10 protein-coding genes are annotated in these 12,256 nt (G+C 47.5%); 9 read left to right on the top strand and 1 reads right to left on the bottom strand.

Annotation, left to right across the window (positions count from 1 at the left end; genetic code table 11):
- Window positions 1–78 precede the first annotated feature (78 nt).
- The 8 genes from BGP75_RS14535 to BGP75_RS14500 all read left to right on the top strand — a co-directional run bounded on the left by BGP75_RS14535 (window position 79) and on the right by BGP75_RS14500 (window position 10,143).
- Window positions 79–672, top strand: coding sequence for a hypothetical protein (locus tag BGP75_RS14535; RefSeq protein WP_143821072.1), 594 nt, complete (start codon window positions 79–81; stop codon window positions 670–672).
- 110 nt (window positions 673–782) lie between these two features.
- Window positions 783–1,970: a winged helix-turn-helix domain-containing protein gene (locus BGP75_RS14530; RefSeq protein ID WP_143821071.1), complete on the top strand. Its 1,188-nt coding sequence runs from the start codon at window positions 783–785 to the stop codon at window positions 1,968–1,970.
- 391 nt (window positions 1,971–2,361) lie between these two features.
- Window positions 2,362–3,597 carry an imidazolonepropionase gene (gene hutI / locus BGP75_RS14525; protein WP_076719535.1) on the top strand — a complete coding sequence of 412 codons (1,236 nt, stop codon included), beginning with the start codon at window positions 2,362–2,364 and terminating at the stop codon, window positions 3,595–3,597.
- Window positions 3,598–3,782: 185 nt separating this feature from the next.
- Window positions 3,783–5,456, top strand: coding sequence for a urocanate hydratase (gene hutU / locus BGP75_RS14520; RefSeq protein ID WP_083704828.1), 1,674 nt, complete (start codon window positions 3,783–3,785; stop codon window positions 5,454–5,456).
- 62 nt (window positions 5,457–5,518) lie between these two features.
- Window positions 5,519–7,051, top strand: coding sequence for a histidine ammonia-lyase (gene hutH, locus BGP75_RS14515; protein WP_076719534.1), 1,533 nt, complete (start codon window positions 5,519–5,521; stop codon window positions 7,049–7,051).
- Window positions 7,052–7,190: 139 nt separating this feature from the next.
- Window positions 7,191–7,874 (top strand): HutD family protein, encoded by a 684-nt coding sequence (locus BGP75_RS14510; protein ID WP_158070116.1) that lies wholly within the window; start codon window positions 7,191–7,193, stop codon window positions 7,872–7,874.
- Window positions 7,875–7,963: 89 nt separating this feature from the next.
- Window positions 7,964–8,767 (top strand): N-formylglutamate deformylase, encoded by an 804-nt coding sequence (hutG, locus tag BGP75_RS14505; RefSeq protein WP_076719532.1) that lies wholly within the window; start codon window positions 7,964–7,966, stop codon window positions 8,765–8,767.
- Between the two features lie 2 nt (window positions 8,768–8,769).
- Window positions 8,770–10,143, top strand: a complete 1,374-nt coding sequence (locus BGP75_RS14500; protein WP_076719531.1) for a formimidoylglutamate deiminase — start codon at window positions 8,770–8,772, stop codon at window positions 10,141–10,143.
- 74 nt (window positions 10,144–10,217) lie between these two features.
- On the opposite strand, the gene hutC is transcribed toward BGP75_RS14500, so the two are convergent.
- Window positions 10,218–10,928 carry a histidine utilization repressor gene (hutC, locus tag BGP75_RS14495; RefSeq protein WP_076719530.1) on the bottom strand — a complete coding sequence of 237 codons (711 nt, stop codon included), beginning with the start codon at window positions 10,926–10,928 and terminating at the stop codon, window positions 10,218–10,220.
- A 284-nt stretch (window positions 10,929–11,212) separates the two neighbouring features.
- On the opposite strand from hutC, the gene BGP75_RS14490 reads away from it, so the two are divergent.
- A complete protein-coding gene (locus BGP75_RS14490; RefSeq protein WP_076719529.1) occupies window positions 11,213–12,142 on the top strand; it encodes a 1-phosphofructokinase family hexose kinase in 930 nt (309 codons plus the stop codon).
- Window positions 12,143–12,256 lie beyond the last annotated feature (114 nt).

Below are 12,256 nucleotides of genomic sequence, written 5' to 3'. Positions count from 1 at the left end.
AAGGGGTCGATTCGGCCAATGAACGATGTTGTTGTTTTATTGTTATTAACTGAAACAAATCCATATAAGGTGGGACCGATGACAGAATCTGGAATTATTGCAGCCATTCAATCCTATATATCGGAGAAAAAAACAGGAACAATAATGGCTGTTTTTGAAGGTAACAACCTCGCTCGGATGTATTTGGTCAATGGTGCTATTGCTACGATTCGGTATGGTGAAAAAGAAGGGCAGGCAGCGCTGGATATGTGTAAATCCCTGGATCCGTCCTCGGTAAAATTTTATGACAATCTTGACCTGGTTTACTCTGAGGATCTGCTTATCCCTGCCGACGAGCTTAATCAACCCGAATCAGCCCCGGTAGAGGTTGACTCGTCGATATCAAATGATGAGCAGGCAGATTCGTCCGAAGATCCTATACCTGTTGTTACAGAGCGGCTGTTAACCGATGATGACCGTCAAAAGCTGTCCGAATTACTTAGCGAATATGTGGGGCCGATATCTGTTCTTTTGATATCGGATTTGAGAGAAGATATCGGGCTGGAAGCGGCGATTGAAGCGATTGCCAATGAAATGGATGATAGTGACAAGACTGCTGAATTTGCTGCAGCAGCCCGGAAAATTGTGCAGCCTGAGGAAATGATCAATCCTGCATTTAAATTGTGGAGCTGAGTGCACGGAGCAACGGGTAATAAAAGATTTCTGGATTGTAATCCCTGCTGGTCAGCATAGACTTCAAGTCCCAGGGGCCGGCTGAACGGTTACATTACTGATAGATAATCATGCATCATAAATTACGGCGAATCGCGTTATTTCATCAAGGCCTGACCAGGAAAAAACCTTTTGGTAAGGGGATTCAGGCAACCGAAAAAGCGCTGCAGCACCTGGGATACGTCCAGATTGACACTTTGTCGGTTGTTGAGCGAGCACACCATCACACTCTCTGGACAAGAATCCCGGATTATCAATCCAAATACCTTAATAAGCTGGTACAAGAGCGCAAGGCTTTCGAATACTGGTTTCATGCGGCCTCTTATTTACCCATTCGTGATTATCAGTTTGCCCTGCGAAAAATGGCTGCAATAAAAAGTGGGGAATCTCATTACCACTCAACAGTTGATCCCAAATGCATGCGTTATGTTATGGATCGAATCAGGGGAGAGGGGCCGCTAAAAGCAAGGGACTTTGAGTCAGCTACCAGCAAAAATGGTAAATGGTGGAACTGGAAGCCAACTAAACGAGCGCTGGAAAAGCTGTTCATGCAAGGTGATTTGATGATTTCCAGTCGGGATGGAATGGAAAAAGTTTATGATCTGGCTGAAAACTTTTTACCCGAGGGCGTGAACACCTGTGAGCCTTCGCTGGCTGAGTTCTCAGAGTATTTGGTTCGTACTTCTCTCAATGCAAACGGATTTACGACTATCAAGCAGTTGGCTCATCTGAGGAAAGGAACCTCTTTACGAAAAAAAATTCATAATATATTGCAGCAGAAAATTGAACAGGGGGAGGTGGCTGAGCTATCAATTGATGGGATGCCGCCTGTTTACGCTTCCATTAACGCTCTGGAAGCGAAAATCAGGCTTTCCGGGCAAAGGGTAAGGCTCTTGTCGCCGTTTGATAATGCAGTTATTCACCGGGATAGAGTTCAGCAGCTATTTGGGTTTGATTATCGGCTAGAGTGCTATACGGTAAAGGAGAAGCGCCAATTTGGCTATTTTTGCCTGCCTGTCCTCTATGGCGATCAGCTGGTTGGCAGAGTGGATTGTAAAGCCCATCGAAGAATGAGTCTGTTCGAAATTATCCATCTGCATGTCAATGACAAGGTCAGGGATCCTGAGTGTTTTATTGCTCTTTTCACTCAAGAGGTTCGTCGTTTCGCTGCTTTCAATGGTTGTCATTCAGTCATTCTCTCAAGTGTTAGTCCAAAGAAACTGGAAAGCGTGGTTAGAAAAGCGTTTACAACGGACTGATGTTGCTCGACTCATTTGGATTGTTGTAAAGAGCGGAGGTCTGAATATAGTCAAACAGGCTTCTCAAATTTCCTGATCGTCCCTTTGTGGCTCTGAAACAATCTGTGCCACCTCCGCAGCTGTGCGTTCTGTATTAGCCCTCTGATACCTCCTTCGCTCTAATTGCCTACACTGTATAGTGCATTTCCTGATTAACCCTTTATCGGACCGGGTAAATCCAGTTAGCCGCATGTTTATTTTCCATATAACACCAGGGATCAGTGGGGCTGGTCTTCAAAAAGTGTATCCCAAATCCGCGATATCGGAAGAAAGACTTGGTTTCACTATTTAAGCATGGTATACATATGTATATACAAATGACTGAAGTATCTTTAAAGAGGAACCGGCTTAGATGAAATCCTGTGATCGCATCTGGACCCATGTCAATCTAGCAACCCTTAACCCAGAGGTAGAAGGGCCATACGGTGTGCTTCTGAATCAATCGGTAAGTGTGCTTGATGGCAGAATTGTGGCTATTCAGGCGATGGAGTCCCTTGATCTGGCGACAGTTTCCGCAGACGTAATTGATGGTCAGGGCAAGTGGTTAACACCAGGTCTTGTTGACGCTCATACACATTTGGTGTTTGCCGGTAATCGTGCGGAAGAGTTTGAACAGCGCCTTTTAGGGGTGGGGTACGAAGAAATCGCCCGTCGTGGTGGTGGCATTATCTCTACAGTTAATGCCACCAGAAAGGCATCGGTTGAGGAATTGGTGACTCTCTCTGGACCACGCTTGGAAGCTTTACTCGCCGAGGGTGTCACAACCGTTGAAATAAAGTCCGGTTATGGCCTTTCGGTTGAATCGGAACTAAAGATGCTTCGGGCAGCTAAGCAACTGGAACAGTTATATCCGGTACGGATCTCTACGACTCTTTTGGGGGCTCATGCGGTTCCTCCGGAGTTCTCAGATAACGCTGATGGCTATATAGAGCTGGTATGTAACGAGCTGATTCCCGCGGCAGTTGCCGAAGGTCTTGCTGATTCAGTCGATGTCTTCTGTGAGTCGATCGCCTTTTCCCCTGATCAGTGCAAACGGGTTTTCCAAACAGCCAGAGAGCAAGGGCTTGGTATTAAGGCTCATGTTGAACAGTTGAGCAATCTCCATGGTGCAGAATTGGCTTCGAATTACGGTGCTTGGTCGGCAGATCATCTCGAATGTATAGATGAAAACGGAGTAAAAGCCATGGCTGCCGCCGGAACAGTAGCCACCATGTGTCCCGGGGCCTTTTACTTCTTGCGAGAAACCAGAGTGCCTCCGATTGAATTATTCCGTCGTCATAACGTACCTATGGCAGTCGCTACTGATCTTAATCCGGGCTCTTCACCTTTGGCCTCTCTGCGCTTGGCCATGAACATGGCATGTACTCTGTTTCGAATGACTCCAGAAGAGGCACTGGCAGGGGCGACTCGTTGTGGAGCCCAAGCCCTTCGAATGGGAAGCGAACTAGGTCAACTTAAGGTGGGCATGTGCGCTGATATGGCTTTATGGGACATTGAGCATCCGGCTGAGTTAGCGTATCAGTTTGGGGTGAATTCGCTTGTTCAGCGTATTTTCTCCGGCGAAGTGAAGAACCAGCCCCCACACTGAGGTAAAGATTATTTATCGGTTGTAGCAAAACCAAAGCTGATCCGAAGCTACAGGTTTGTTTTCAGTAAAGGTAGTGAGACCCTGGGAGTTCGCTGCCCCATATAAAACGTTATTTTGATAGTTGAACAATCGGTCTAAACCAGGTTCGACATCATTGAAACCATATTGCAGAACGAGGTTATAAAATGATTGATAATCGCCGAGATACGACACGCATCATTAAGGCTCCTACCGGAACTGAAAAGAGCTGTAAAAGCTGGTTGACCGAAGCTCCCATGCGTATGTTGATGAACAACCTGCATCCAGACGTTGCAGAGCGTCCGGAAGAGCTGGTGGTCTATGGTGGTATTGGTCGGGCAGCAAGAAACTGGGCTTGTTACGACAAGATTATCGAAGTGTTACAGCGTTTGGAAGATGATGAATCCTTACTGGTTCAGTCAGGTAAACCTGTCGGTGTGTTTAAAACTCACCCGGATGCACCGCGTGTACTGATTGCAAACTCGAACCTGGTACCAGAGTGGGGTAATTGGGAACACTTTAACGAGTTGGATAAAAAAGGCCTGATGATGTATGGCCAAATGACAGCAGGCTCATGGGTTTACATCGGTTCTCAGGGAATCGTTCAGGGAACCTACGAAACCTTTGTTGCTATGGCTAAGCAGCACTTTGCTGGTGATGCTTCCGGCAAGTGGGTGTTGACGGGGGGATTAGGTGGTATGGGGGGCGCTCAGCCACTGGCTGCAACAATGGCGGGATTCTCTTGTTTAGTGGTTGAATGCGATGAAACCCGCATCGATTTCCGCTTGCGCACCCGCTATGTCGACAAAAAGGCCTATAGTCTGGATGAGGCTCTGGCTATGATTGAAGAAGCCAAATCCAAGGGTGAGGTTGTTTCTGTTGGGTTGTTAGGCAACTGCGCAGATATTTTTCCAGAACTGGTGGAAAGAGGCATTACACCCGATGTCGTTACCGATCAAACCAGCGCCCATGATCCTTTGAATGGCTATTTGCCTAAAGGCTGGAGCATGGAACATGCAGCAGAGATGCGACTCAAAGATGAAGCAGCAGTTGTGGATGCAGCAAAAGAGTCCATGGCTATTCAGGTTTCTGCAATGCTTAGTCTTCAGGAACGTGGTTCAGCTACAACCGATTACGGTAATAATATCCGTCAGATGGCCCTGGAGAAGGGAGTGGAAAATGCCTTTGATTTCCCTGGGTTTGTACCTGCTTATATTCGCCCCCTTTTCTGTGAGGGAGTAGGTCCTTTCCGCTGGGTTGCTTTGTCTGGTGATCCGGAAGATATCTATAAAACGGATCAAAAAGTTAAAGAACTGATTCCCGATAATCCACACTTGCATAACTGGCTGGACATGGCTCGGGAGCGAATTGCTTTTCAGGGGCTTCCTGCTCGTATTTGCTGGGTCGGACTAAAAGACAGGGCACGTCTTGCACTGGCATTCAATGAAATGGTTAAAAATGGCGAGCTTAAGGCTCCAATTGTAATTGGTCGTGACCATTTGGACTCCGGTTCCGTTGCCAGTCCCAACAGAGAAACAGAAGCGATGCTTGACGGTTCTGATGCTGTTTCTGACTGGCCACTGCTTAATGCTCTGCTGAATACGGCCGGTGGAGCCACCTGGGTCTCAATCCATCATGGTGGTGGTGTCGGTATGGGCTTTAGCCAGCACGCTGGGGTCGTTATCGTCGCTGATGGCACCGATGCAGCGGCTAAGCGACTCGGGCGGGTGTTACACAATGATCCTGCAACGGGTGTTATGCGCCATGCTGATGCTGGTTACGATATCGCTGTTGATTGCGCAAAAGAACAGGGTTTGGACTTGCCAATGATCAAGTCGTAATTGAAAACCGGATTTGCTTACACTGATACATATACAGCGTTAACGTTTTTAGGAATTTTGTCATGTTCACACTTACAATCAATCCAGGGCATCTGACTCTGACTGAGCTTCGAAGAGTTGTTAATGAGTCTGTTAAACTCTCTCTGAACCCCAGTTGCCACAAAGCTATTCAGGATAGTTGCGCGGCGGTGTCTCGAGTTCTGGAAGAAGGGCGGGTTGTCTACGGTATAAATACCGGGTTTGGTTTGCTGGCCAATACACGGATAGCCCATGAAGACCTGGCGTTGCTTCAGCGCAGTATTGTGCTTTCCCATGCCGCTGGTGTTGGGGAGTTGATGGCGGAGTCGACGGTTCGTCTGATGATGACCCTTAAAATCAACTCTCTGGCACGTGGTTTTTCCGGGATTAGATTAGAAGTTCTGGATGCGCTGATAAAACTGGTTAATGCTGAGGTATATCCCTGTGTCCCCCAGAAAGGCTCTGTTGGGGCATCTGGTGATTTGGCTCCGTTGGCTCATATGAGCACGGTACTGCTGGGTGAGGGTGAGGTTACCTATAAAGGTGAGCGCATGCCTGGCTCCGAAGGGCTTAAAATTGCTGGTCTTGAGCCTATTGAACTAGCGCCGAAAGAAGGTTTGGCCCTGCTGAATGGAACTCAGGCGTCTACGGCGTTTGCATTGGAAGGGCTCTTTGCTGCCGAAGATCTTTATGCCGCGGCGATCGTTTCCGGTTGTTTGTCTGTTGAAGCTGCACTCGGTAGTAGACGACCCTTTGATGCACGTGTTCACGAGGTACGTGGCCAGACCGGTCAAATTGACGCAGCAGCAGCTTACCGACATTTGCTTGATCAACGTTCCGAGATCAGCGACTCTCATCAGGGCTGTGAAAAAGTCCAGGATCCTTATTCATTGCGTTGCCAGCCACAGGTTATGGGAGCATGTTTGCATCAGATTCGTCAAACGGCGGAAGTCTTATTAGTTGAAGCGAATGCGGTTTCAGACAACCCTCTGGTATTTACTGAAGACAATGAGTTCATTTCAGCGGGTAACTTTCATGCGGAACCTGTCGCGATGGCGGCTGACAACCTCGCATTGGCTATTGCTGAAATAGGGTCTTTATCCGAGCGTAGAATGGCATTGTTGATCGATTCTAATCTGAGTAAATTGCCACCCTTTCTGGTTGATAATGGTGGGGTAAACTCTGGATTTATGATTGCTCAGGTGACCGGTGCTGCTTTGGCTTCGGAGAACAAATCTCTGGCTCATCCTGCGAGTGTCGATAGCCTGCCCACATCTGCAAATCAGGAAGATCATGTATCTATGGCGACTTTTGCGAGTCGGCGCCTGAAAGATATGTCCGATAACACTGCTGGAATTCTGGCTGTTGAGCTGCTGGCCGCTTGTCAGGGCGTTGATTTTCGGGCACCTCTTAAATCTTCGGAGCGGGTAGAGGCTGCTAAGGCTGATCTTAGAGAAGTCGTGCCTTTTTATGACAAGGACCGCTATTTCTCGCCGGATATTGAGAATGCCAAGAGATTGATCCAAAGCGCTCATTTCAACGGCTTTATGCCGGAAAAGTTATTACCAAGCATCTAAAAGTGACAGACAGGTATCCACTTTAGGAAAGGATTTCAGGGCGCCGGGATAGGTATTGACCAGCGTCTTCTGGAACCCGAAAACGAGCAACTCTTATCATCAGAGGCGTGTAGAATGGTTCCTGTGAAAAATGCTTTCTGTGAAAAATAGTCCAGCTAACATTCGTCACCATCGGTTTAATAACTATCCGATGAAGCCTTGGAAGAATGGTCAGGGAAGTACATTGGAGGCAGCTTCCAGTTGTGATCAACAGGGCAATGCTGACGGTCGTTGGCGAGTGAGCATTGCTTTACTGAATGAGAACTCTGCTTACTCTGATTTTTGTGGTTATACGCGGTCACAGCTGATGCTGGAAGGAGAGCCTGTTACTCTGACTGTCCAGCAGTCGAGTGGAACAGAGCAGCGCATTGTAATGCAGCCATTGTCTCTTCTGAGGTTTGACGGAGGGGCTGAAGTTTGTTGTGATTTACGGGCTCCTGGGGTGAAAATGTTCAACCTGATGTCACGCGACAATAAAACTTCTCATGTTTTGGAAGCACTCTATAGTGCTGATTTACCGGCAAGACCTGACTCCAGTGGAGAGGCGCTTCTGATTTTTACGCTGAGCACAAACGTGGAACTTCAGGTCGGTCAGCAAGGCTACTCTTTAGGCCAATTCGATTTGTTGGAAGTTCAGCAGCCAGAAGGGCAGGTTATCTGCGTACAGTCAGCCGTAGGTGGGGATGTTAGCGCCATTATCGTGCGGATTGGAGGTTCCTCTTCTTTACCTTTGAAGCCTGATGAAGTGAGCAATAATCTGGCTGCTAAGCTGGAACAACTTTAAAAGCCTATGCTGATAAGCGACCTTAAGTGGATTCCAGTCACAGCTCTTTTGTAAAAGCACCTGTAAACCAAAGTGCAAGGATTTTACCGATGATAACCCCTGTTTTTCAGTACAGCGAAGGAAACGTTCCATTGTTGATCAGTATGCCTCATAACGGCACCGAGCTGCCCGGTGATATTGCTGCATCTATGACGGAATCAGGCATCAGCGTACCGGATACAGACTGGTGTATAGATCAGTTGTACGACTTTGCCAATGCTCTTGGTGTCTACGTTATTAAGCCAGTTTATAACCGCCTGGTTATTGACTTAAATCGCGATCCCACTGGCACTAATCTCTATCCTGGCGCTCAGAGTACCGAACTGTGCCCGACGACCTGTTTTGACTTTTCTCCGGTTTATCAGCCGGGGCGGCAACCTGACAACGAAGAAATCAGGCGGCGAATAGAGCATTATTGGCGGCCTTATCATCAGCAGCTGGAGAGTGGATTGGCTGATATTCGTGAGCAGTATGGCATAGCGTTGTTGCTGGATGCTCATTCCATACGCTCCGAAGTGGCTCGTTTCTTTGAGGGGCGTTTACCTGATTTTAATTTCGGTACAGCATCGGGTCATAGTTGTTCGGTCCAGTTACAGGAGCATTTGAAGCAATTTGATACCGCGCCTTACAGTCAGGTCAGTAACGGTCGTTTTAAGGGGGGCTATATCACCAGAGCCTACGGAAACCCTGAAAGTAACATCCATGCAGTGCAGTTGGAACTTTCACAACGTACTTACATGGATGAAATTAATGCCAATTATGAAGAGCAATTGGCCGCGCAGGTTAAGCCAGTTCTTCGAAGGTTCGTAGAGCACCTGATTGCTTTTGCTCAGCGGCCTCAAGGTCAGGATTAGTCATGAAGTTATATGCAGAACAGATTCTATTGGCTGACGGCTGGGCCGAAAACAGGACTTTGCATCTCTCTGATGGAATGATCCTGTCGATTAGCAACGGTAAAGAGCCTGATGCAGAAGTCGCCAAAGGGCCGGTTATTCCTGGCATGGTTAATTGTCACTCTCATGCTTTTCAACGGGCTTTTGCTGGATTTAGTGAACAAGGAAGCGAGGGCAAGGATAGCTTCTGGACCTGGCGCAAGATTATGTATGGGTTTCTTGGTCAGATTACACCTGAGCAGGCCCGGATTATTGCCAGTCAGCTTTATATCGAAATGTTAAAGGCTGGATACACCAGCGTTGCAGAATTTCATTATCTGCATCATCAGGCGGACGGCACGCCTTACGATAATTTAGCGGAAATGACTGAATCCGTATTTTCCGCAGCGAGAACGGCAGGGATTGCTTTAACCCATTTACCAGTGCTTTACCGATACAGTGGTTTTGGCGCCAAAGAGCCTAACAAAGGGCAGCGTCGATTTATCAACTCCATCGACCAGTTTAATCAGTTGGTTTCAGCTAGCATAAAGCTGGCAGAAGGCTTTTCCGATTGCCGCGTGGGGATAGCGCCTCACTCCTTACGCGCAACCAACTCTGAACTGATCACGGAAGCGATTGACCATCTCAACGGTATTGATCCTGCCGCCCCCGTGCACATCCATATCGCTGAACAGCAGCTGGAAGTTGAAGATTGCCTGGCCAGTTATGGGCAACGGCCAGTTGAATGGTTGCTGGAGAATCACCCTGTTAATCGCCATTGGTGTTTAATTCATGCTACTCATATCAATAGTCAGGAGCGCCTGGCGTTGGCAAAGTCTGGCGCCGTAGCAGGAATTTGTCCAACTACCGAAGCAAACCTGGGGGACGGCATTTTCCCCACGACTGAATATCTGATGGAGCAAGGTGTTTTTGCCATAGGCTCCGATAGTCATATATCGGTAAATCCAATAGAGGAGCTACGATGGTTGGAATACGCCCAACGTTTGGTCAGACAACAGCGAGCAATCTTGAGTGGGGAGGATGAGCCCTCGGTCGGTGCCAACCTGTGGTGCAGAGCCGCGCTGGGTGGGGCTCAAAGCATTGGCCGTGACTGTGGGGCGATAGCCGTTGGTAAAAAAGCAGATCTGTTGGTGTTAGACAATTCCCAAATAACCTTGTTTGCTCATCAATCCAGGCACTTGCTTGATAGTTTGGTCTTTGCTTCCCAGAAAAACGCAATAGTTGATGTAATGGTCGGTGGTCAGTGGGTCATTAAGAATGGCGAGCATGAACAGGAGGAGCATACAGCGATGCGTTTTAGAGAAGAACTTCAGGTTCTGGCAAGTAGTTTGACCTGACTGGTAAGATCTTCTCGAATATTTATCAGAAAACGCTAAGCAGGAAAGCTAAGGTCTGGTGTTCCCCTGATTTGTCAGCCACCGAGCATGGTAATTGACCTTAGCTTATAGCGGCTTCCTGGATGAGTCAGGCAGGCAAAACTAATAAGGCGACCATCAGACCAGGTTCTGCGACTGACCTGAATACAGGGGGCGTTAGCATCTATCCCCAATAAATCCTGAGCGACAGCGCTTGGAAGAACAGCTTCGACAATATGTTCGACACTGGAAATTGGACAAACTTTAGACAGATATTCGTTAGGTGTACCCTTCGAAAAATCCTGATCAATATAGCCGGGAACCAGAGAAGCGATGATATATCGATCCTCTAATTGAATAGGCAGATCATTTTCTTTATGCACGATCACGGAATGGTATTGCTTTGTGCCGATGGGAACACCCATTTGCATGGACATTGTTTCGCTGGCAACTGATTCAGATAATTCAATTACCTGGCAACTGTAGTTGTGACCTCGTTGTCGAACTTCTTCGGCAATATTTCTGATCTCGGCCAGAGGCGATTCCGCTTTAGCGTCAGATACAAAGGTGCCAAGGCCGGGATAACGCACCAGCATGTTTTCCTGTACCAGATCTCGAATGGCCTTATTCACAGTCATTCGACTGACTTCAAACTGTCGGGTTAACTCTGCTTCGGTTGGGATTTTATCTCCCGGTTGGTACTTTTGCTGTTTGATCCCTTCAAGGATAAAACTCTTTATCTGCTGATAGCGTGGTCTGTTACTCACCTATTACCCCAGTTGTCTTCAAAGAACAAAAGCCTGAATTCTGAATTGTATATACTAATGTTTATTGCCACAACGGGCGAAGGATAACAGAGAAATTCGCCTGTAATACTGAACTTTAATACTGCGCTGAGGTTGTGAGTGCCGAAAATTTCTGCTTTAAATGGGGGCAGTCAGTTTAAACCGTAATCTGATCGCCAAAAACCAGATATTTTTGCACCTTCTGACCCGGTGATCGTTTTCGGAAAGGGTTTGTCCGCTGTCCGAGCCACAATATGAGATGAGACATGGCCGCTATTCTTTCTATTGCTCTTAATCCAACAATTGATATGTCGAGTGAAGCCGAGCAGGTTGTTCCTACTCGAAAGATAAGAACTTGCAATGAAAAGCATCATCCCGGTGGTGGAGGGGTGAATGTCGCGCGAGTTATCAATATGCTCGGTGGAGCGGTAGAGCTGATATTCACTTCTGGAGGAGTAACCGGAATTTTGCTGGAACAGTCTCTGGATTGTACCGGCATCGAATGTCGCAAAATTAAGATTGAGCAGTCAACCCGGCTTGCCCATATGATCTATGAACAGCAAACCGGTCTGGAGTATCGTTTTGTTCCCGTTGGGCCGGAGGTTAGCCAGCAAGAGCTCAATTTGGTATTAGAGCAGGTAGAAGAATTTGAGGGTGATTATATTATCGTTAGTGGCAGCCTTCCCCTGAGTGTGCCCTATGATACTTACGCGCTGATAGCAGATATTGCCGATCGTAAGAATATCCGCTTTATTATTGACAGCTCCGGTGAAGGGCTTAAGTGTGCACTGGCTAAGTCACCGGTCTTCCTGATCAAGCCTAATCATCGAGAACTTGAAAAGCTCACCGGTAAGCGTCTAGACAACAATGAGGCAAAGGAGGCTGCTCTAGAGCTTGTACGAAACGGATCAGCCCGCAATGTCGTCGTGTCCATGGGGGCAGAAGGAGCCTTTCTCGCTAATGAAGAAGGAGGGCTTTTTATTCCAGCAAGTCCGGTAAATGTTCGCTCAGCAGTTGGTGCTGGAGACAGTTTTGTTGGTGCCATGGCTTTTTCACTTGCTTCAGGTCATGCGATTCAGGATGCATTTCGGTTTGGCGTTGCCGCTGGAGCCGCTGCGGTAATGACCGATGGAACAGAACTGTGCAAGCGAGAAGATGTGCTGAAACTCTATGGAGATATTCTTTCTAAGGCTTAATCATAGAGGTTAAAAGATACGTATAGATTTATTTGCTGCCTCTGAAGTTGGCAGCCTCTCGCCTTTTGCCCTTAAATGTTTATTTATCTTAATCCTCTTAGATACGGTGAGAAA

Origin of the sequence: Motiliproteus sp. MSK22-1, from assembly GCF_001968815.1 — a bacterium.
Classification (GTDB): domain Bacteria; phylum Pseudomonadota; class Gammaproteobacteria; order Pseudomonadales; family Balneatricaceae; genus Motiliproteus.
This window is presented reverse-complemented; position numbering and strand designations above follow the sequence as displayed.

Excerpts from the sequence above, each read along its gene's own strand:
- BGP75_RS14530 (WP_143821071.1), top strand. The coding sequence starts at position 783 with ATGCATCATAAATTACGGCGAATCGCGTTATTTCATCAAGGCCTGACC.
- BGP75_RS14535 (WP_143821072.1), top strand. The coding sequence starts at position 79 with ATGACAGAATCTGGAATTATTGCAGCCATTCAATCCTATATATCGGAG.
- hutU (WP_083704828.1), top strand. The coding sequence starts at position 3,783 with ATGATTGATAATCGCCGAGATACGACACGCATCATTAAGGCTCCTACC.
- hutI (WP_076719535.1), top strand. The coding sequence starts at position 2,362 with ATGAAATCCTGTGATCGCATCTGGACCCATGTCAATCTAGCAACCCTT.
- hutG (WP_076719532.1), top strand. The coding sequence starts at position 7,964 with ATGATAACCCCTGTTTTTCAGTACAGCGAAGGAAACGTTCCATTGTTG.
- BGP75_RS14490 (WP_076719529.1), top strand. The coding sequence starts at position 11,213 with ATGGCCGCTATTCTTTCTATTGCTCTTAATCCAACAATTGATATGTCG.
- BGP75_RS14500 (WP_076719531.1), top strand. The coding sequence starts at position 8,770 with ATGAAGTTATATGCAGAACAGATTCTATTGGCTGACGGCTGGGCCGAA.
- hutH (WP_076719534.1), top strand. The coding sequence starts at position 5,519 with ATGTTCACACTTACAATCAATCCAGGGCATCTGACTCTGACTGAGCTT.